This is a genomic window from Nocardioides baekrokdamisoli (assembly GCF_003945325.1).
Taxonomy (GTDB): domain Bacteria; phylum Actinomycetota; class Actinomycetes; order Propionibacteriales; family Nocardioidaceae; genus Nocardioides; species Nocardioides baekrokdamisoli.
In genome coordinates this window covers 1,270,969-1,290,122 of sequence record NZ_AP019307.1, presented here as the reverse complement: position 1 = coordinate 1,290,122, position 19,154 = coordinate 1,270,969, and the positions used below count along the sequence as shown (strand labels likewise).

The 19,154-nt window shown below is 64.8% G+C and carries 21 protein-coding genes and 1 tRNA gene; 18 read left to right on the top strand and 4 right to left on the bottom strand.

Annotated features, from left to right (window positions below; all coding sequences use genetic code 11):
• Positions 1-17: 17 nt before the first annotated feature.
• Together KCTC_RS06245 and KCTC_RS06240 are read left to right on the top strand one after the other, a co-directional pair.
• Positions 18-272, top strand: a complete 255-nt coding sequence (locus KCTC_RS06245) for a hypothetical protein (RefSeq protein ID WP_125567770.1) — start codon at positions 18-20, stop codon at positions 270-272.
• A 691-nt stretch (positions 273-963) separates the two neighbouring features.
• Entirely contained in the window at positions 964-1,233 is a 270-nt protein-coding gene (locus KCTC_RS06240; RefSeq protein ID WP_125567768.1) for a hypothetical protein, read from the top strand.
• Here the strand turns inward: KCTC_RS06240 and KCTC_RS06235 are convergent.
• From KCTC_RS06235 to KCTC_RS06220, 4 genes are read right to left on the bottom strand one after another with little or no spacing between them, the layout of a single operon-like run.
• On the bottom strand, positions 1,230-2,318 hold the full coding sequence (locus KCTC_RS06235; RefSeq protein WP_125567766.1) for a methyltransferase domain-containing protein: 1,089 nt from the start codon (positions 2,316-2,318) through the stop codon (positions 1,230-1,232). The genes KCTC_RS06240 and KCTC_RS06235 overlap by 4 nt on opposite strands.
• Positions 2,308-3,336, bottom strand: coding sequence for an adenosine deaminase (locus tag KCTC_RS06230; RefSeq protein WP_125567764.1), 1,029 nt, complete (start codon positions 3,334-3,336; stop codon positions 2,308-2,310). Before KCTC_RS06230 ends, KCTC_RS06235 begins: the two co-directional genes overlap by 11 nt.
• Entirely contained in the window at positions 3,333-4,604 is a 1,272-nt protein-coding gene (locus KCTC_RS06225; protein ID WP_125567762.1) for an aminotransferase class I/II-fold pyridoxal phosphate-dependent enzyme, read from the bottom strand. Before KCTC_RS06225 ends, KCTC_RS06230 begins: the two co-directional genes overlap by 4 nt.
• Before the next feature lie 43 nt (positions 4,605-4,647).
• The gene (locus KCTC_RS06220; protein ID WP_125567760.1) at positions 4,648-5,097 is read right to left on the bottom strand and encodes a PaaI family thioesterase; all 450 of its coding nucleotides are present in this window, start codon (positions 5,095-5,097) and stop codon (positions 4,648-4,650) included.
• Between the two features lie 145 nt (positions 5,098-5,242).
• Between KCTC_RS06220 and KCTC_RS06215 the strand changes: the two genes are divergently transcribed.
• The 16 genes from KCTC_RS06215 to KCTC_RS06140 all read left to right on the top strand — a co-directional run bounded on the left by KCTC_RS06215 (position 5,243) and on the right by KCTC_RS06140 (position 19,140).
• Positions 5,243-5,315, top strand: a tRNA-Trp gene (locus tag KCTC_RS06215).
• 54 nt (positions 5,316-5,369) lie between these two features.
• Positions 5,370-5,597, top strand: a complete 228-nt coding sequence (gene secE / locus KCTC_RS06210; RefSeq protein ID WP_197715265.1) for a preprotein translocase subunit SecE — start codon at positions 5,370-5,372, stop codon at positions 5,595-5,597.
• 51 nt (positions 5,598-5,648) lie between these two features.
• A complete protein-coding gene (gene nusG / locus KCTC_RS06205; RefSeq protein ID WP_231998860.1) occupies positions 5,649-6,422 on the top strand; it encodes a transcription termination/antitermination protein NusG in 774 nt (257 codons plus the stop codon).
• 155 nt (positions 6,423-6,577) lie between these two features.
• Complete coding sequence (gene rplK, locus KCTC_RS06200; protein WP_125567755.1) at positions 6,578-7,006, top strand: 50S ribosomal protein L11; 429 nt, start codon at positions 6,578-6,580, stop codon at positions 7,004-7,006.
• Positions 7,007-7,072: 66 nt separating this feature from the next.
• A complete protein-coding gene (rplA, locus tag KCTC_RS06195; protein ID WP_125567753.1) occupies positions 7,073-7,789 on the top strand; it encodes a 50S ribosomal protein L1 in 717 nt (238 codons plus the stop codon).
• A 247-nt stretch (positions 7,790-8,036) separates the two neighbouring features.
• Positions 8,037-8,684, top strand: coding sequence for a 50S ribosomal protein L10 (gene rplJ, locus KCTC_RS06190; RefSeq protein WP_125567751.1), 648 nt, complete (start codon positions 8,037-8,039; stop codon positions 8,682-8,684).
• 84 nt (positions 8,685-8,768) lie between these two features.
• Complete coding sequence (gene rplL, locus KCTC_RS06185) at positions 8,769-9,158, top strand: 50S ribosomal protein L7/L12 (protein WP_125567749.1); 390 nt, start codon at positions 8,769-8,771, stop codon at positions 9,156-9,158.
• Between the two features lie 208 nt (positions 9,159-9,366).
• Entirely contained in the window at positions 9,367-10,374 is a 1,008-nt protein-coding gene (locus KCTC_RS06180) for an ABC transporter ATP-binding protein (protein ID WP_125567747.1), read from the top strand.
• Positions 10,371-11,156 carry an MlaE family ABC transporter permease gene (locus KCTC_RS06175; protein WP_125567745.1) on the top strand — a complete coding sequence of 262 codons (786 nt, stop codon included), beginning with the start codon at positions 10,371-10,373 and terminating at the stop codon, positions 11,154-11,156. Before KCTC_RS06180 ends, KCTC_RS06175 begins: the two co-directional genes overlap by 4 nt.
• A gap of 19 nt (positions 11,157-11,175) precedes the next feature.
• The gene (locus KCTC_RS06170; RefSeq protein WP_231998859.1) at positions 11,176-11,985 is read left to right on the top strand and encodes an MlaE family ABC transporter permease; all 810 of its coding nucleotides are present in this window, start codon (positions 11,176-11,178) and stop codon (positions 11,983-11,985) included.
• A gap of 2 nt (positions 11,986-11,987) precedes the next feature.
• Complete coding sequence (locus tag KCTC_RS06165) at positions 11,988-13,283, top strand: MCE family protein (protein WP_231998858.1); 1,296 nt, start codon at positions 11,988-11,990, stop codon at positions 13,281-13,283.
• On the top strand, positions 13,283-14,395 hold the full coding sequence (locus KCTC_RS06160; protein ID WP_231998857.1) for an MCE family protein: 1,113 nt from the start codon (positions 13,283-13,285) through the stop codon (positions 14,393-14,395). Before KCTC_RS06165 ends, KCTC_RS06160 begins: the two co-directional genes overlap by 1 nt.
• A complete protein-coding gene (locus KCTC_RS06155; RefSeq protein ID WP_125567739.1) occupies positions 14,392-15,444 on the top strand; it encodes an MlaD family protein in 1,053 nt (350 codons plus the stop codon). Before KCTC_RS06160 ends, KCTC_RS06155 begins: the two co-directional genes overlap by 4 nt.
• The gene (locus tag KCTC_RS06150) at positions 15,444-16,571 is read left to right on the top strand and encodes an MCE family protein (RefSeq protein WP_231998856.1); all 1,128 of its coding nucleotides are present in this window, start codon (positions 15,444-15,446) and stop codon (positions 16,569-16,571) included. The genes KCTC_RS06155 and KCTC_RS06150 overlap by 1 nt, the downstream gene beginning before the upstream one ends.
• Positions 16,568-17,866 (top strand): MCE family protein, encoded by a 1,299-nt coding sequence (locus KCTC_RS06145; protein ID WP_125567735.1) that lies wholly within the window; start codon positions 16,568-16,570, stop codon positions 17,864-17,866. The genes KCTC_RS06150 and KCTC_RS06145 overlap by 4 nt, the downstream gene beginning before the upstream one ends.
• Positions 17,863-19,140 carry an MlaD family protein gene (locus KCTC_RS06140; protein ID WP_125567733.1) on the top strand — a complete coding sequence of 426 codons (1,278 nt, stop codon included), beginning with the start codon at positions 17,863-17,865 and terminating at the stop codon, positions 19,138-19,140. The genes KCTC_RS06145 and KCTC_RS06140 overlap by 4 nt, the downstream gene beginning before the upstream one ends.
• Positions 19,141-19,154 lie beyond the last annotated feature (14 nt).

Sequence of the window (19,154 nt, the reverse complement as noted above, 5' to 3'; positions counted from 1 at the left end):
GGCCTCGCGTTGCTCGGATGCCTGACTACGGTCGGGCTCGTGATTATCGGGGCACTGTTGTCGGTTGGGGGATCGGCGTACGCAGCGTCCGGCCGCAGTACACCGTGCTCGACCTCCAGTTCGACCAGCCCGAGCCCGTCGTCGTCCAAGAGCACCGAAACGTCGACTCCGACTCCGACTCCGACTGGCACGAATTCGGGCTCGTCTCGTGCTGTGCCGCACGCTGCGGTGCCATGCACCAGCAGTCCGCCCACTCCTCGTCCGACGCGTAGTGCGATCGTCCATCCGAGCCAGGCAGCCACTGCCTCGGCATCACCGACTCCGACTGCGACATCGACGTCTGCCACTCCGAGTGCAACCGCGACCGACTCCGCAACGCCGAGCCCGTCGTCAACGTTCGCCCCGCTCCCCACCACGGACGACCAACCGCATCCGACCAAGAACTCGCACGGCTGGCTCTACCTTCTCCTCGGAGGTCTCGGGGCGGTCGCCGTCGTCGCCGGTGCCTGGGTTACGGGAATGCGCCGCAACCGTCGATCGTTGTCGTAGGACTTCCGCCAGGTCGAGATAGGACTTCCGCCGCGTTGAGATACGGAGTTCCCTGCCGCGTGGAACCGAGTCGACCTTGATCGCGTCTGAATTGGCATGAGGGGAGCGAGGGTGCGTCTACGCCAGCTGACGGTCGTTCCATTCGTCGTGGCGGCCTTGGTTGCGTGCGGGACATCGCCTGTTGCGACACCGTCGAAACTGCCGGCACCCAACTCGGCGGCGCCCGGGCCGGGGCCAGCCGGGGCCGAGTCGTGCCACCGCCCGGCACGTGAGGGATACCCCACTCCGGCGCCTACACCAACGGTTTCGTTGGTCATTGACAGGGACCCCTACGGAGCCACTGTGAGTTGGTATGCAGGAGCCAACGGTAGGTGGCCGTGCCCCGCGCCCACCCCAGTCACGGCCCAAGTAGCCATGGCGTTGGCCCGAGATATCGACGCTAGCCCGTCGTTCCCTCAGGGGTACGACGACCGCAACTGCGTATTCGATGACGGGACCGCCGCGGCCATCTCCTTCCAGTACGCGGGCGGCCGGACGGAGTGGGTGTTCCTCGAATTGGCCGGCTGCGGCGACCTCTGGTCGCCCGGCCTGTTCGCGCGAGACGCCAGCGCTGCCGTCTACCGCGACCTCAAGCCGTACGCTCCACACCCTTGGAACACCTATGTCAGTGCGCGTGCGCGCTAACCGCGCTGCAACAACATCGCGACCTCGTGATGCGTGGTGTGCGGGAACATGTCGAGCAACCTTGCGCGGATCGGTCTGAGCGATGGCATCAAGGCCAGATCTCGTGCCAGCGACTCGGCATTGCACGAGCTGTACAGGACGTACTTCACCGTGGAGCGCTCCAGCCAGGACGCCAGATCCGCGCCGATGCCGCGTCGGGGTGGATTGACCACGACCAGATCGGGCTCGAACGGCGCTGCCAGGGCGTACGCCGTCGCGTCGCCGGTCCGCCACGTCGTCGCAGCCAACCTGAGCTCAGCCGCTGTCTGTCGAGCCGACTCGATGGCCTGCTCGGACACCTCGACACCGATCACCGCCCGGCCCGGTGCCGCGAGGTGGAGCCCGAAGCCGCCGACGCCGCAGTAGAGGTCCCAGACCGAGGCGATGTCGAGGTCGGCGATCCATGCCTGCGCCGTGCGATAGAGCGCCGCCGCCACCTCGGTGTTCGTCTGGAAGAAGCTCTGCGGACGCAGGTGCAGGCCGACCCCGTTGACGTCCATCAGCAAGGTCTCGGCAACAGACAGGACCGTCTCGATCGGGCCCTCGAGGATCGCCTTGTGGTCGGGCTGGAGATTGACCGACACCACCGAGGCCAACGTGCGATCGATGAGCGGGATCTCGGCGGGGGACCGCAGCACGAAGCGCACCATCAGGTCGCCGGACGGTGCCTCGGTGATGATCAGGTGCTTGAGTTCGCCGTCGCGGTCGGGCACCCGGTACGGCGTGAACCCTGCCTCATTCAGAAACCCCACCAGCGAGGGGAGCGCCGCCTGGATCCCTGGGGTGTGCAGCCCGCAGGCCGTCAGATCCACCCCGTACCCGTCGGAGCCGAGGATCCCCAGTGTCACGTCGCCGCGTACGCCGCCGACCACCATCTTGGCCTTGTTGCGGAATCCCGACTCGGCTGACGCGACAGCGGCCTCCCAGGGCACGTGCGGCAGCAGCGAAGCGACCCGCGCCTGCTTCTCCTGCAACTGCACGGCATAGGGCGTCTCCAGCAGCGCGCAGGAGCGACAGACGCCGGCGTCGAAGTACTCACACTTCATGCGATGACTCCGTCGACAACCATCCTGCGATGTCGCGTTCGGCAGCAGTGCGTACGTCGTCGGGAGCGGCGGACGCCTCGAACGATGAGCGCGCCAGATCTGCGAGCACGGGGTCCGAGAGCGAGTGAGCCGATCGCATGACCTCATATTGGTCGTTGAGCCGGGCACCGAACAGCACCGGGTCATCTGCTCCCAGAGCGATCCGGGCCCCTGCGGCGATCAGCGCGGGCAGCGGCACGGCCGCCAGTGAGGGATACACACCCAGTGACACGTTGGAGGTCGGGCACACCTCCAGGGCCACCCCCGAGTCCACCACGCGGCGCAGCACCTCGGCGGATTCGGCGGAGCGTACGCCGTGCCCGAGCCGGGTGGGTCGCAACGTGTCGAGTACGACCGCGACGTGCTCGGGCCCGCGAAGCTCGCCACCGTGCGGGACGAGCATGAGTCCGGCCGGTCGTGCAATGTCGAAGGCGTGCTCGAAGGACAACGTGTCCCCGCGGACCTCATCGTTCGAGAGCCCGAATCCGACCACGCCGACCTCGGCGTAGTGGGCCGCGAGCCGCGCGAGCGTACGCGCGTCCAGCGGATGCCGGGTGCGGTTGGCGGCCACGATCACGCCGATGCCTAGTCCGGTCGTACGCGAGGCCGCGGCGACGGCGTCGAGCACCAGCTCCATGAAGGCGTTCAGGCCGCCGAACCGTGCCGCGTAGCCCGACGGATCGACCTGGATCTCCAACCATCGGCCACCGTCGCGTACGTCGTCCTCAGCAGCCTCGAGCACCAGCCTGAAGACATCGGCCGGAGTCCGGAGCACCGAACGAGCGACGTCGTAGAGCCGTTGGAACCGGAACCATCCCCGCTCGTCGGTGGCCGCGAGCACCGGGGGCCAGGACGAGACCAGTTGCTCCGGCAGGTGGATCCCGTCCCGTTCGGCGAGTTCGAGCAGCGTCGAGTGCCGCATCGACCCGGTGAAGTGCAGGTGCAGATGCGCCTTCGGAAGATCGAACAGCGACCTCAAGAAGAGAGCTTCTCCGCAGCGGCGAGCAGGACGCAGGTCGCCACGACCTCCGCGGCACCGGTGACCTCAGCGATCGGCGGCAGGCTCGGTGCCAGGCGGATGTTCCGGTCATTCGGATCGAACTTGAGTGGGAATGCTGAACCGGCCGGGGTCAGTGCGACGCCAGCAGCCTTGGCCAGCTCGATCACCCGCGAGGCGGTGCCGTCCAGCACGTTCAGTGAGATGAAGTAGCCGCCGGCCGGGTTGGTCCAGGTCGCCACGTCGTACCCGGTCAGGCGCTCATCGAGGATCCGCGACAGCTCCGCGAACTTCGGCGCCAGCAACTCGCGGTGCTTGCCCATGTGCGCACGTACGCCGGCAGCGTCCTTGAAGAACTCGACGTGCCGCAACTGGTTGACCTTGTCCGGACCGATGGTGCCGAAGCCGAGGTTGTCGGCGTACCAGGCGATCTGCTCCTTGGAGGTCGCCAGGAAGGCAACGCCCGCCCCCGCGTAGGTGATCTTCGAGGTCGAGGCGAACATGATCGGACGGTGCGGGTTGCCGGCCACGTTCGCCAGAGAGATGACATCGGCGCTCTTGGTCTCCGCCGAGGTCAGGTGGTGCAGCGCGTACGCGTTGTCCCAGAAGATCTTGAAGTCCGGCGCAGCAGTCGGCATCGACACCAACTTGGTGGCGACCTCGACCGACGTGACGTCGCCGGTCGGGTTCGCGTACGTCGGCACGACCCAGATGCCCTTGATCGCCGGGTCGTTCGCCGCCAGGGATGCGGCCGCGTCAGCGTCAGGGCCGTCGGCATTCATCGGGATCGGGATCATCTCGATCCCCAACCACTCCAGCAGCGCGAAGTGCCGGTCGTACCCGGGCACCGGGCAGAGGAACTTGACCTTCTGGCCGGCCCACGGCGCGCCGTCGATCGCGCCCTTGAGCATCAGGAACGTCAGCACCTCGCGCATCAGCGCGAGCGAGGAGTTGCCCTGCGCGACGATCTGCTCGAGGTCGATGTTGAGGAGTTCTGCGAAGAGCGACCGGATCTCGGTGATCCCGGCGAGACCGCCGTAGTTGCGTACGTCCGTGCCGGACGCGTCCTTCGTCGTACTGGGCAGGCCCAGGAGTCCGTCCGACAGATCGAGTTGCGCCGAGGACGGCTTGCCGCGGGTGAGATCGAGCGACAGGCCGCGTGCGACGAGGGTGTCGTACGCCGTTCTCTGGGCTGCCAGGAACTCATCCAGTTCGTCTGCGGACAGCGTGGAGAGCGCGCGTACGGTCACGACACCATCCTCTCAGAGAGGCTCCTCAGGTCGCATCGCCGTTTCACGTACGCGGGCGCCAGCGGCGCCACACCGCCGTCGCCTCGGCCCGACGTTTGCCGTCGTGCTCAAGCCAGACCTCAGCCACGATCTCCGCCTCCTCGGCGGACCGGACCCCGGCGTGCAGTGTGACCTCGTCCGTGAGTGGAGCCGGGCGGAGGTAGCGGACGTCGAGACCGGCCGTGACGTGGGACAGCGCGGCGCCGGGCAGCGGACCCCACCCGTGGTGGGCGGCAGCGTGGATCACGCTCGCTGCACTGTGGCAGTCGAGCACGGTGGCGATGATGCCCCCGTTGAGGAACCCGAGGCCGTTGTCATGTTCGGGCCACGGCATGAACCGAGCCACCACCTCGTCTCCGTCCGCGTAGCTGCGCAACTGGAGTCCGCGGGCGTTCGCCGGACCGCAGCCGAAGCACGGAAGGTCGGGGAAGTAGCGTTCCTGGAGGCTCTGCATCCAGCGATTCTGCCCGTACCCGGCATGGAATCGTTGCCGGTTCGACTTCCGTTGTCGGCCCCGCGTAGAGTTCTCGATTGGTGGTTTCACCAGATAGTCGTTCGCGCCCAAAACTGGGTTCGGCCGACTCTGGAACAGCCGCTGAAGGGCACTAGCTCAATTGGCAGAGCATCGGCCTCCAAAGCCGAGGGTTGGGGGTTCAAGTCCCTCGTGCCCTGCGTACGACATCGGTCGCGACCAGCCGGTCGCCGGTAAGGAAGAAGGTGTTGGAAGTGTCGGATTCCGCCACGCCCAAGGCCACTCGCACCAGCCCGGCGACGTTCTACCGCCAGGTGGTGGCAGAGCTGCGCAAGGTCGTCTGGCCGACGCAGAACCAACTCCGCACGTACTTCGTGGTGGTGCTGGTGTTCGTGGTCGTGATGATGGCGCTGACCTCGTCACTCGACCTCGGGTTCGGCAAGTTGGCCTTGTGGGCATTCGGCGGCCAGTCCAACGGTTGATCGCCTCAAAAGTAAGAAGGAAAGCGCGTGTCTGAGGACTACAACGAAGTCGTGACTGAGGAAGCTCCGTCCGAGTTCGAGGCGACCGTCCAGGAAGAGGCCGAGGGTCCGATCGACGAGGACGTCGTCGGCGAGTCCGACGCTGAGGCGACGGAGCTTGAGGAGACGGTCGACGAAGCCGCCCCGCAGACCGAGGAGGAGGCGCTCGAGGCCTTCAAGCGCGAGCTCTGGGCCCAGGCCGGCGATTGGTACGTCGTGCACACCTACTCCGGTATGGAGAAGCGTGTGAAGGCCAACCTCGAGCAGCGCACCATCGCGCTCAACATGGAGGACTACATCTTCGAGGTCGTCGTCCCGACCGAGGACGTCGCCCAGATCAAGAACGGTCAGCGCAAGACGGTCAACCAGACCCGCTTCGCCGGGTACGTCCTGGTCCGGATGGACCTCAACGACGAGTCGTGGGGCGCTGTACGTCACACCCCGTCGGTCACCGGTTTCGTCGGCCACGCCCACCAGCCGGTCCCGTTGAACATCGACGAGGTCGTCAACTGGCTCAAGCCGACCTTCGAGGTCGACGCGCCGATGGAAGACGCTGCCACTCCGGCCGCCAAGGCTGCGAACACCGCCTTTGCGCCGAAGAAGGCGATCGAGGTCGTGGACTTCGGCGAGGGCGACTCGGTCATGGTGGTCGACGGTCCGTTCGCCACCCTGCACGCGACGATCACCGAGCTCAACGCCGAGTCCCAGCGCGTCAAGGCGCTCGTCGAGATCTTCGGCCGCGAGACCCCGGTCGAGCTCTCGTTCAACCAGATCCAGAAGGTCTGACCGCTTCGCGATTGCGTCAGCAATCGCCGTATGCCGCAGACTTGCCCGAGACCCTCGGGTTGTTCCTACAACTGAATACGAAGGTGGCAGAGGTGCACCGTACCCGTTCAAGCGGGGGCGCCTCGTCATGACCACGGAGAGAAAGAGATAGAGGAATGCCTCCCAAGAAGAAGATCGCAGCGCTCGTCAAGGTGCAGCTGCAGGCCGGCTCCGCGACGCCGGCCCCGCCGGTCGGTACCGCTCTCGGTCCGCACGGTGTCAACATCATGGACTTCTGCAAGGCGTACAACGCCCAGACGGAGTCGATGCGCGGCAACGTGATCCCGGTTGAGATCACCATCTACGAGGACCGGTCCTTCGACTTCATCACGAAGACCCCGCCTGCTGCGGAGCTCATCAAGAAGGCCGCCGGCATCGCCAAGGGTTCGAAGGTCCCGCACAAGGACAAGGTCGGCAAGCTGACCAAGGACCAGGTCCGCGACATCGCAGCGACCAAGCTCCCGGACCTCAACGCGAACGACATCGACGCCGCGATGAAGATCATCGAGGGCACCGCCCGTTCCATGGGCGTCACGACCGACTAACTCCTTGTGGGAGAGCCGCGCTGGCTCGCTGACCACATCTCCTCTTTCAATACTTAAGGAATCATCATGCAGCGCAGCAAGACCTACCGCGCGGCGCAGGACACGTTCGACAAGAACGAGACCTACGCCCCGCTGGCCGCGATCAAGATCGCCAAGGCTTCCAGCAAGAAGAAGTTCGACGAGACCGTGGACGTCGTCATGCGTCTCGGCGTCGACCCGCGCAAGGCGGACCAGATGGTGCGCGGCACCGTCTCGCTCCCGCACGGCACCGGCAAGACCGTACGCGTCCTCGTCTTCGCGAACGCGGAGAAGGCCGACGCCGCCCGTGAGGCCGGCGCCGACTTCGTCGGTGGCGAGGAGCTCATCGACAAGGTGGCCGGCGGATGGCTCGACTTCGACGCCGTCGTTGCCACCCCGGACCTGATGGGCAAGGTCGGCAAGGTCGCCCGTGTCCTCGGCCCGCGTGGTCTGATGCCGAACCCGAAGACCGGCACGGTCACCCCGGACGTGGCGAAGGCTGTCACGGACATCAAGGGCGGCAAGATCGAGTTCCGCGTCGACCGTCACGCGAACCTGCACTTCATCATCGGCAAGGCCTCCTTCTCGGAGACCGCGCTGGCGGAGAACTACGCAGCCGCCCTCGAAGAGGTGCTTCGTCTGAAGCCTTCGGCGTCCAAGGGTCGCTACGTCAAGAAGGTCACCGTCTCCACGACGATGGGCCCGGGCGTTCAGGTTGACCCGAACCGCACCCGCAACGTCGCGGCTGACGACGACCAGGCCTGATCGCCTTCTCGCTCTGCTCACGAAGGGGCTCCGCCGATTTGGCGGAGCCCCTTCTGCATGCATAGAGTTCTCCTCGGAACCAGAGACCGCCGGTTGTGACTCCGCAAGGAGTGACCGAAGGTGCCACACACGTGGACGACCAGCGCAGGGGACAGAGCAAGACCGTGTGTCGACGCCCTGAGCCTGCGCTCAGGGCGTTTCGTGTTTGGTACGCCAGCGGGCTCGACCAAACGGAAGAAGGAGACCCATGGCGCGGGCAGACAAGCAGGCCGCCGTAGCGGAGATCGCTGACGAGTTCAGCTCCTCCGCTGGTGCTGTGCTGACCGAGTACCGCGGTCTCACCGTGAAGGAGCTGAAGGCACTCCGACGCTCCCTCGGCGAGAACGCCAACTATGCCGTGGTCAAGAACACGCTGGCCGCGATCGCAGCGAAGAACGCTGGGTTCGAAGGTCTGGATGACCTCCTGACCGGTCCGACCGCCATTGCCTTCATCAAGGGTGATGTCGTCGAGGCCGCCAAGGGTCTGCGTGACTTTGCCAAGGCAAACCCCAACCTTGTGATCAAGGGTGGATACCTGGACGGCAAGGCTCTGGACGCGAAGGAAGTCGGCAAGCTTGCCGACCTCGAGTCGCGCGACGTGCTCCTTGCGAAGATGGCCGGCGCGATGGTTGCGTCGCTGTCCCAGGCGCTGTACGTCCTCAACGCCCTCCCCTCGAAGACCGCGCAGCTTGCTGCCGCTCTCGAGCAGAAGGCCGCGCAGGACCCCACGATCCTCGCAGGTGGTGCCGGTGCTCCGGTTGCCGCCGAGGAGGCTCCGGTCGAGGCTGCCGCCGAGACCGAAGCGACCGAGGAGGCTCCCGCTGCGGAGGCCACCGAGGAGACCACGGAAGGCTGATCCTCGGATCAGTCCCCGCAACACCACCTGTAACCCGGTCCGGCCGCACCTCGCGTACGGACCATCGAGAAAGGAACCGCCATCATGGCGAAGCTCAGCACTGACGAGCTGCTCGACGCGTTCAAGGAGCTCACCCTGATCGAGCTCTCCGAGTTCGTGAAGGCCTTCGAAGAGACCTTCGGCGTGACCGCCGCTGCTCCGGTCGCCGTTGCCGCGGCCCCGGCCGCCGGTGGCGCTGCTGGTGGCGAAGAGGCCGCTGCTCAGGACGAGTTCGACGTCGTCCTCGAGGCCGCTGGTGACAAGAAGATCAACGTCATCAAGGAGGTGCGCGCGCTCACCAACCTCGGCCTGAAGGAGGCCAAGGACCTGGTTGAGGCCGCCCCGAAGGTCATCCTCGAGAAGGCCACCAAGGAGGCCGCCGAGAAGGCCAAGGAGCAGCTCGAGGGCGCCGGCGCCACCGTCGTTCTCAAGTGATCTCCGCCCGCTTCGGCGGGCACTGATTCACACACGCCTTTGGGCGGTCACCCAGTCGGGTGGCCGCCCATTGTCGCTTTTCATCGAAAACTGGTCCGGACGTTAAGAAAAGGTGACGGAGGCTGCGATTAGGCCGTAACCTGCATCACACAGTCGGCGTTGAGGTCTGAGCAGCAGGTTTCAGCCAGGTAGTGGGAAGGCGACATCCATGGGTGTTGATATCAAGATCGAGCATTTGACGAAGAAGTTCGGCAGCCAGCTCATCTGGGGTGACGTCTCCCTGACCCTTCCCGCCGGCGAGATCTGCGTCATGCTCGGCCCGTCGGGTACTGGTAAGTCGGTCCTCCTCAAGACGATCATCGGCCTTCTCAAGCCGGATCAGGGCTCGGTTGTCATTGAGGGCGTCGACATCGCCTCCTGTTCGGAGAAGGACCTCTACGAGATCCGCAAGTTGTTCGGCGTCCTCTTCCAGGACGGCGCCATGTTCGGTTCCATGAACCTGTACGACAACGTCGCCTTCCCGCTGCGCGAGCACACCCGTAAGTCCGAGTCGGACATCAAGAAGATCGTCATGGAGAAGATGGAGATGGTCGGCCTCATCGGGGCCGAGTACAAGCTCCCCGGCGAGATTTCGGGTGGCATGCGCAAGCGTGCCGGGCTGGCGCGTGCGCTGGTCCTGGACCCGGAGATCCTCCTCATCGACGAGCCGGACTCGGGCCTTGACCCGGTGCGTACGTCGTTCATCAACCAGTTGTTCGTCGACCTGAACGCGCAGACTGACGCGACCTTCCTGATCGTGACCCACGACATCCATTCGGTGCGTGTCGTTCCGGACCAGATCGGTCTGCTGTATCACAAGCACCTCGCCATGTTCGGCCACCGGGAGAAGCTGCTCTCCTCGGACGAGCCGGTGGTGCGTCAGTTCCTCAACGCCCAGACCGTCGGCCCGATCGGCATGTCGGAGGAGAAGGACGCCGACGAGCTTGCCGCCGAGAAGGACATGGAGCTGCCGCCGCTGCCGCCGATCGCTCTGCAGCTGGAGCCGTCCAACGGCATCCCGCGCAAGCGTCAGCGCCCGCCGGGCGAGTGGTGCCGCGAGAACGGCGTCGTCCCGCCGCCGGGATCCTTCACGGCGGACGCTGAGCACGGTGTTGCCAGCGCTGGGGTCGCGACTGCGGAAGCCACCGCGGTCGCCGGGGTCCCGCCGATCCAGTGAGCAACGTCCTTTCGGGGCGCGCGCTTCGGCCGATCGGTACGGCCGGCAAGCTTTTCGCGTTCGGCCTTGATGTCGGCCGCGGACTTTTCAAGCGCCCATTTCAGTTCCGCGAATTCATCCAGCAGGGCTGGTTCATCGCGTCGGTCACGATCGTGCCGACCGCGTTGGTCGCCATCCCGTTCGGCGCGGTCATCGCCCTCCAGGTCGGTGGCCTGATCAAGCAGTTCGGCGCGCAGTCCTTCACAGGTTCTGCGAGCGTTCTCGCGGTCGTCCGTGAAGCCGGTCCGATCGCCACAGCCCTGCTGATCGCCGGTGCCGGTGGTTCCGCCATCGCGGCAGACCTCGGGGCCCGCAAGATCCGTGAAGAGCTCGACGCGATGATGACGCTCGGTATCGATCCGATCCAGCGTCTCGTCGTGCCGCGCGTGCTCGCCTGCATGCTCGTCGCGGTGTTCCTCAACGGTCTCGTCAGCGTCGTCGGTGTGGCCGGTGGGTACGTCTTCAACGTGATCCTGCAACACGGGACACCAGGTGCCTATCTGGCCAGTTTCACGGCCCTCGCCCAGGAGGCCGACGTCGTCCAAGGCATGGCCAAGGCGTTGATCTTCGGGTTGATCGCTGCCATCGTCGCGTCGTACAAGGGTATGAATGCCGGCGGCGGTCCGAAGGGCGTCGGCGATGCCGTCAACGAATCAGTCGTCATCACGTTCCTGTTGCTCTTCCTGGTCAACTTCGTGATGAGCGCCATCTACTTCCAGCTCGTCCCGAGCAAGACGGGGTGACCAGGTGAACGTCAAGGCCGTGTACGAGGCCCCCCTCAAGACTCTGGACCAGCTCGGTTCCCAGCTCGCCTTCTATGTGAAGGCGGTCGCCTGGGCGCCGCGATCCGTGCGTCGCTACCGCCGCGAGATCGCACGTCTGCTCGCCGAAGTGACCCTGGGTTCTGGTTCGCTGGCGGTGATCGGCGGCACTGTCGGCGTCATCGCCGGTATGACCTTCTTCACCGGCACCGAGGTCGGTCTCCAGGGATACGCAGCGCTGAACCAGCTCGGTACCGCCAGCTTCTCGGGCTTCATCTCCGCGTACTTCAACACTCGTGAGATCTCGCCCCTCGTCGCAGGTATCGCACTCGCGGCGACGGTTGGCTGTGGCTTCACGGCTCAACTGGGCGCCATGCGTATCTCCGAGGAGGTCGACGCGCTCGAGGTGATGGCCGTGCCGTCGATGCCGTTCCTGGTGACCACCCGCATGATCGCCGGTCTGATCGGCATCATCCCGCTGTACGTCCTGGGGCTGCTGTCCTCGTACGTGGCCACGCGGCTCGTGGTGACCGTGGTGTTCCACCAGAGCGCCGGCACGTACGACCACTACTTCCAGACCTTCCTGCCGCCCCATGACGTGTTGTGGTCGTTCGGCAAGGTGCTGGTCTTCGCGGTGGTCGTCATCCTGATCCACTGCTACCACGGCTACAACGCCAGCGGCGGTCCTGCTGGCGTCGGTGTCGCGGTCGGCAAGGCAGTGCGTACGTCCATCGTGGCGATCAACGTCGTCGACCTGCTGCTCTCGATGATGATCTGGGGCGCGTCGACCACTGTCAGGTTGGCGGGTTAGCCATGGGAATGACACCAGAGCTGCGCGCAAAACTCGACCGGAAGGATCGCACGATCCACCGGACTCTCGGCCTCACCTTCCTGGCGATGCTGGTCGGCGCTGTTTACCTGACGTACGCCGTGTTCTCGCAGAAGTTCACCAGCTTCGACACCGTCACGCTGAAGACCTCCGCCATCGGCCTCAACATGCCGGAGAAGGCGGACGTCAAGGTGCGCGGCGTGATCATCGGCGAGGTGCTGAAGTACGCCACCGACGGCAACGGCGCCACGGTCACGCTCGGTATCAACAAGGGCGTTCTCGGGTCGCAGAACATCCCCGCAAACGTGACCGGCGAGATCCTGCCCAAGACGCTCTTCGGTGAGAAGTACGTCAGCCTCGACATCCCGGCCAACGGGACCGGTGAGCTTCAGGCGGGAGGGACCATCGCTTCGACGAAGGTGTCGACCGAGGTCCAGGCAGTGCTCTCCGATCTGTACCCGCTGTTGAAGACGGTGGACCCGAAGGACCTCAACACCACTCTGACTGCCGTCGCGAACGCGCTCGAGGGCCGTGGTGCCAAGTTGGGCGACACCATCGCGACGTTGGACACGTATCTGCAGAAGCTGAACCCGCAGATCCCGGCGGCGCTGGACGACATCGCCAAGTTGTCGACGGTCTCCAACACGTACGCCGACGTGTTCCCGCAGGTGGCGGACATCCTGCGCAACACGATCACGACGACCACGACGCTGGAGGGCCATGCCACCCAGCTCCACGACTTGTTGACGAGTGTCACGGCCCTGGCCGGCACGGCGCAGAACTTCCTGCAGGTCAACGGCAACAACATCATCCAGTTGGGCGACGTCAACGGACCGATCACCGGTCTCCTGGCGACGTACTCGTCGGAGTTCCCCTGCCTGATCGGAGGCCTCAACAACTTGACGACGTTGGAGGCCAAGGTCTGGACGCACTACACGCTGCACGTGGCGCTCAAGGTGCTCCCGCGCCAGCCGCGTCAGTACACGCCTGCGGACAAGCCGGTCTTCGGCGCCACGCAGGGTCCGACCTGTGGACACCTGCCGAGCCCGCCGTGGAGCCCGCAGAACCCGCTCAAGACGATCCCGAACGTGAACGACGGCGTGAACACGCCGACCGGCATCGGCACTGATCGCGCACCGTTCTCACCGACGAGTGGACAGAGCAGCGTGCTGGCAGCGCTGATCGCCCAGCAGTTCGGCGAGCAGCCCGACCAGGTGCCCGGGCTCGCGACGATGATGATGGCGCCGATGACGTATGGGACGGAGGTGAGTCTGAAGTGATGCGCTTCGATGCACGCACCCGCAAGGATCTGATCAAGCTGATCATCTTCATCGCAGTGACCTCGCTGTGTACGGCCGCCCTCGTGGCCACGATCGGCAACATCACGTTGGCGAGTTTCTCGAAGTACCAAGCCATCGTTGGCGACGCCACTGGCGTCAACAAGGGCGACGACGTCCGGATCGACGGCGTCAAGGTCGGCTCGATCCAGGACATCAAGATCCTCGCCAACAACACCTCCTGCTACGGCGCGGACAACTCAGGCACCGCTGGCTCCACGCCACCGCCGAGCAAGGTCTGTGCGCAGCTGACGTTCAACCTCGAGAGCGACCAGCCGATCGATCAGGGCACCGTCGTCACCATCAAGTACCGCAACCTGGTCGGTCAGCGCTATCTGGCACTGACCAATGAGGTCGGGTACGGCGATGCGCTGAAGGCCGGTTCGACGATCCCGATCTCCTCGAAGCAGTACGGCGTCCAGACCAACCCGGCACTGGACCTGAGCGTGCTCTTCGACGGGTTCAAGCCGTTGTTCGCGGGGCTGAACCCGGCCGACCTGAACCAGTTCTCGATGGAGATCATCAAGGTCTTCCAGGGGGAGGGCGGTTCACTCGACTCGCTGCTCACCCACACCGCGTCGCTCACGCAGACCGTGGCAGCGCGCGACAAGGTGATCGACTCCCTGATCGGGAACCTGACCTCGGTCCTCAACACGGTCGGCAACCGCGACCAGCAGCTCAACCAACTGATCACGACGTTCCGCTCGTTCGTCGGTGGCCTCAAGGACGACCGCCAGGCCATCCTCGGATCGCTGACCAACATTTCCGCGCTGTCGGTCCAGACCGCCAGCCTGCTGAACGGGATCTCCGACCCGTTCGCGAACGACGTTCACTACCTCAACACCTGGAGCAAGAACCTCGTGGGCCAGCGCGCAGAACTGGACCAGGAGCTCCAGATCATCCCGTGGAAGTTCAACAAGATCGGCGGTACGGCGACGTACAAGGCCTGGTTCAACTTCTATCTGTGCCACTTCGGTGGTCGGGTGATCATTCCGGTCGTCGGGACCGTGCCGGTGAACTTCAACACCAATGCTGCGAGGTGTTCCCTCGGATGAGTAAGCCGTTCCGCGACCGCAACCCGGTGATCGTCGGGGCAGTCTCCCTGCTCGTGATCGCCATGCTGGTTGCCATTGCATTCAAGGCAGGCAGCCTGCCGCTGATCGGCGGGGGTACGAAGTACTACGCCGATTTCAGTGAAATCGGCGCCCTGAAGATCAGCGACCCCGTTCGCATCGCTGGCGTACGCGTCGGCAAGATCGACTCGATCGAGCTTGCCGAGGGCCAGGCGTGTGCGAGCCTGAAGGGCGCTCCGGACACCTGCGTGGTGGTCGGATTCAAGATCAAGAACGCGCCCGACATCGGCAACGCCTCCCACGCCGACATCAAGATCCAGACGATCTTGGGTCAGATGTATCTGGACGTTGTCCCGGGCGGCACCGGCAGCCTGTCGGGCAGTTCCACCCTCGCTGGTCCCAACACGTCTCCGTATGACGTCGTCGAGGCCTTCTCAGGTCTGGCGAACCAGAACTGTGCGAACACCTCGCAGTCCGCGGGCGGCTGCCTCGGCGCCATCAACACAGCGCAGTTGGGCAAGGCGCTCACGACTCTTGCGGACCTGCAGCGCACGACACCGGCAGCATTCCGAGGTTCGCTCAAGGGCTTGTCATCGATCTCGAAGGTGATCGCCGCCAAGGACGCGCAGATCGGCCAGTTGCTGACCAGCTTGGACAAGGTGACCAAGACGCTCAACAACCGCGATGGCGACATCGTCAAGCTCATGCAGGACTCGAGTGTGCTGTTCGAGGCGCTGTTGCAGCGTCGCCAGGAGGTGCACAACTTGTTGGTGTCCACGAGCCAGCTGTCGGCTTCCCTCAGCAACCTGATCAACAAGAGCGACGCCGAATTGAAGCCAGCCCTTGACCAGATCAACTTGGTGCTCGCAGTCTTCAACAAGAACCAGGCGAACCTCGACATGGCGCTTCGACTCGCGGCGCCGTTCTACCGCGACTTCGGGAACCTGCTCGGTGCCGGCCCGTGGTTCGACATGTTCATCTACAACTTCCCGCCAGTGCCGGCGGCCAACGGAACGTTGCCGGTGGGATGATGAAGAAGAACTTCGCACGTTGGATCGTTCCGGTCGTACTGACGGCCTTGGTCGTCACCGGTCTCTACTTCCTGCTGTCCGGCACTAGTGGCAAGACCCTCACCGCGTACTTCCCGCGGACGGTCTCGCTCTACAAGGGCAGCGACGTACGCATCCTCGGCGTCAAGGTCGGCGCCGTCGACTCGGTCACGCCGGATGGCGCGCAGGTCAAGGTCGTCATGCACTACGACACCAAGATCAAGGTGCCGGCCGATGCGAAGGCCGTCATCGTCGCTCCGGCGGTGGTGGGGGACCGGTTCGTGCAGCTCGCTTGGGACCACCCGGACACCTCCGGCCCGATGGCCGACAACGCTGTCCTGCAGCTCACCCAGACCTCGGCGCCTCTTGAGCTCGACACGATCTTCAACAACATCGACACGTTGGTGAAGGCTGTCGGTCCGAACGGTGCCAACAGCAACGGGGCGCTCAACGATCTGTTGAAGCAGACTGCCGCGAACTTCCAGGGTCAGGGCGCCCAGTTCAACCAGACCCTCAACGACCTGGGCGGATTCACGCAGACGCTGGACGACAACAAGTCGAAGTTCTTCGACTCTGCCCAGAAGCTCGAGGGCTTCACGCACACGTTGGCCACAAACGACGGTACGGTCCGGCAGTTCACCGCCGACTTGGCCAACATCTCGACGCTCCTCGCTGATGAGCGTGGCGACTTGGGCAACTCGCTCAAGAACCTCGCCACGGCCATGTCGCAGGTGAAGGACTTCGTCGCGAAGAACAAGGACTCGCTCGGGACGACGATCAAGTCGTTGAACGGCGTACTCGGGGTTGTGGTGCACCAGCGCGACGCGCTCTCGGAGATCCTCAAGGCTGCTCCGAATGCGCTCAACAACGTCTTCCTCGTCTACAACCCGGATGTGGGTGCTCTGAACGCGAACGCCCACCTCGACCAGGCGGTGGCAGGCGTGAGCGCTCCGACAGCAACTCTCTGCACGTTGGTCTCGGCCAACGACCCGACCGGAGCGATCTGTACGGCGATCAAGGCGCTCAACCTGCCGCGAGCAGCCTTCGGGCAGGGCACTGCGACCACGATGGATCTCACGCTTGGCGGACTTGTGCAGGTGACTCGATGAAGCGCGTCGTTGTGGCGATCGTGGCTGCCGCCACCCTGAGCGGGTGCTCCTTCTCGATGGAGAGCATTCCGCTGCCTGGTGGTACGAACGTGGGCAATGACCCGATCACGATCAAGGTGCAGCTGGCTGACGCCCTGGACCTGGTCCCGCAGTCGTCGGTCAAGCTCAACGACGTCAATGTGGGCAACGTCAAGAGCGTGAGCCTGGAGCGCGGCGACCAGTGTTCGCCGGGTGGCCCGACGGTGACGTGTGCCGTTGCCACCATCGTGGTCCGCAAGGACACGAAGCTCCCGAGCAACGCGACCGCGGCGATCCAGCAGACCAGCCTCCTTGGTGAGAAGTTCGTCGAGCTGATCCCGCCGGCTCAGCCGAGCGGCACGCTGATGAAGAGCGGTGACGTCATCGGATGGGACAAGACGGGCGACAACCCGGAGGTCGAGCAGGTTCTCAGCGCGCTGAGCCTGGTGATCAACGGTGGCGGTGTCGCGCAGATCCAGACGATCACCACGGAGCTCAACAAGGCGTTGAAGGGCCACGAGGGTCAGGCGCGCGACGTACTCACGCAGCTCAACTCGTTCGTGGGTCAGCTGGATGCGAAGAAGCAGGTCATCGTCAACGCGCTCGACGCCCTGAATCGCATCAGCGTCGAGGCCAACAAGCAGACCGCGACGATCGATGCGACGCTTGCCCAGTTGCCGGGTGCGCTGACGTCGATCAACAGTCAGCGCCAGGACCTGGTCAAGATGCTCAACGCCCTCAACAACCTGGGCGCAGTCGGCACCAACGTCATCGCCCGGTCGAAGACGCAGACGATCGCGATCATCAACAATCTGCAGCCCATCCTGGAGAACCTGAGCCAGACCGGCAATCACTTCGCTCGTGCATTCAGCACCATGCTGACGTACCCCTTCGTGGACGCGTCTGTCGGCACGAACCCGCAGACTGCCCGGACGTTGGCGATGGGCGACTACGTCAACCTCGACCTGAACCTCGATCTCGACCTGAGCAACCCGCCGCCTGCGCCGGTTGTGCCCCTCGCGCGTACGAAAACGCCGCAGGGGACCTCGTCGCCCACGATCAAGCTCCCGATTCCGCTGTCGCTGCCGAGCCTGACCATCCCTGGTCTGACATCGTCCAGCGGCGGCAACACCTGCATCCTCGGCATCTGCCTGGGCGGAGCCCAGCGAGCGGCGTCCACGACCGGTGTCCAGCGTTATTCCGTGAGCCAGTTGACGTCGACATTCGACCCAGCTCTGGTCTCGTGGTACCTCTCGAGCATCGGAGGCGCCCAGTGATCACCCGCCGCGTGAAGATCCAGTTGATGATCTTCCTTCTTCTGACCGTCTCGGGTGTTGCATTTGTCGGCGCCAAGTACGCGAACCTGGGGACCTTGTTCTACAAGGACCACTACACGGTGACCGCGAACTTCAAGGACTCGGGCGGCATCTACAAGGGCGCCGAGGTGGACTACCGCGGCGTCATGATCGGGACCGTCGGCAACATGACGCTGACCCCGACTGGCGTGGACCTCGCCCTGGACATCAAGAACAAGTGGAAGTCGATCCCGAACTCGGATGTCGTCGCTGTTGTCGCCAACCGCTCCGCTGTCGGTGAGCAGTACGTCGATCTCCAGCCGTGCAGCAAGCTGACGTTGACCCAGGCCAACCAGTGTCCGACCTCGGGCCCCTTCCTGGCCGATGGCTCCGTCATCAAGCAGGACCACACCGTGATCCCGATCTCGACGGCCACGTTCCTCGGTGACACGGATGCGACCGTGAGGTCGATCGACAAGGGTGCGCTGGCGACGTCGGTCCGCGAACTGGGAGCGGCGTTCGTCGGGACCGGCAACGCGCTGGGCCAGATCCTCGACACCAGCAACTCGTTCGTCCACCTTGCTGACCAGAACTTCGGTGTGACCACCGCGCTGATCAAGGATGGCAACACCGTCCTGTCCACCCAGGTCGGCCAGACCGATGCCATCAGGGCGTTCGCGCAGGATCTGTCACTCTTCTCCGACACCCTGGCTGGTGCGAACCCGGACGTGATCCGGTTGCTCGAGAACGGCTCAGCCGGTGCGCTGCAGCTCAAGCAGTTCCTTGATCAGTACGGCGTGGACCTGGGCACGTTGATCTCCCAGTCCCTCACGACCGGCCAGATCATCCAGCAGAACATCCCGGGCCTGCGACAGATCCTCGTGCTCTATCCGTACGTGGTCGAGGGCGGCTTCAGCGTCGTCGGCCTTGACCCGGGCACAGGCGACTATCGTGCCTCGTTCGGCCTTGCGATCCAGAACAACCCGGTCTGCAGCAAGGGTTACGAGAGCACCGCCAAGCGGCCGCCGCAAGACGGTTCGACGCGGATCATGAACACCAATGCGCGGTGTACCGAGCCGATCACGCAGAGCGACCCGCGTGGCACTCAGAACGCCCCGCGTGCCCCGATCGCGACGTACGACACGGCGACGAAGCAGGTGACCTGGGCTGGAAGCAACCCGTCGACAGCACAGTCCAGCTGGATGCCGACGACACTTGCCGGCTGGCTCTACGGGCCGCTGGTCGGGGGACACTGAGTGTCGTTTGGCAC

What these genes read in the sequence shown, in the direction of transcription:
- KCTC_RS06245 (WP_125567770.1), top strand. Translation starts at nt 18, where the DNA reads ATGCCTGACTACGGTCGGGCTCGTGATTATCGGGGCACTGTTGTCGGT.
- KCTC_RS06240 (WP_125567768.1), top strand. Translation starts at nt 964, where the DNA reads ATGGCGTTGGCCCGAGATATCGACGCTAGCCCGTCGTTCCCTCAGGGG.
- KCTC_RS06235 (WP_125567766.1), bottom strand. Translation starts at nt 2,318, where the DNA reads ATGAAGTGTGAGTACTTCGACGCCGGCGTCTGTCGCTCCTGCGCGCTG.
- KCTC_RS06220 (WP_125567760.1), bottom strand. Translation starts at nt 5,097, where the DNA reads ATGCAGAGCCTCCAGGAACGCTACTTCCCCGACCTTCCGTGCTTCGGC.
- rplK (WP_125567755.1), top strand. Translation starts at nt 6,578, where the DNA reads ATGCCTCCCAAGAAGAAGATCGCAGCGCTCGTCAAGGTGCAGCTGCAG.
- rplA (WP_125567753.1), top strand. Translation starts at nt 7,073, where the DNA reads ATGCAGCGCAGCAAGACCTACCGCGCGGCGCAGGACACGTTCGACAAG.
- rplJ (WP_125567751.1), top strand. Translation starts at nt 8,037, where the DNA reads ATGGCGCGGGCAGACAAGCAGGCCGCCGTAGCGGAGATCGCTGACGAG.
- rplL (WP_125567749.1), top strand. Translation starts at nt 8,769, where the DNA reads ATGGCGAAGCTCAGCACTGACGAGCTGCTCGACGCGTTCAAGGAGCTC.
- KCTC_RS06180 (WP_125567747.1), top strand. Translation starts at nt 9,367, where the DNA reads ATGGGTGTTGATATCAAGATCGAGCATTTGACGAAGAAGTTCGGCAGC.
- KCTC_RS06165 (WP_231998858.1), top strand. Translation starts at nt 11,988, where the DNA reads ATGGGAATGACACCAGAGCTGCGCGCAAAACTCGACCGGAAGGATCGC.
- KCTC_RS06160 (WP_231998857.1), top strand. Translation starts at nt 13,283, where the DNA reads ATGCGCTTCGATGCACGCACCCGCAAGGATCTGATCAAGCTGATCATC.
- KCTC_RS06155 (WP_125567739.1), top strand. Translation starts at nt 14,392, where the DNA reads ATGAGTAAGCCGTTCCGCGACCGCAACCCGGTGATCGTCGGGGCAGTC.
- KCTC_RS06150 (WP_231998856.1), top strand. Translation starts at nt 15,444, where the DNA reads ATGAAGAAGAACTTCGCACGTTGGATCGTTCCGGTCGTACTGACGGCC.
- KCTC_RS06145 (WP_125567735.1), top strand. Translation starts at nt 16,568, where the DNA reads ATGAAGCGCGTCGTTGTGGCGATCGTGGCTGCCGCCACCCTGAGCGGG.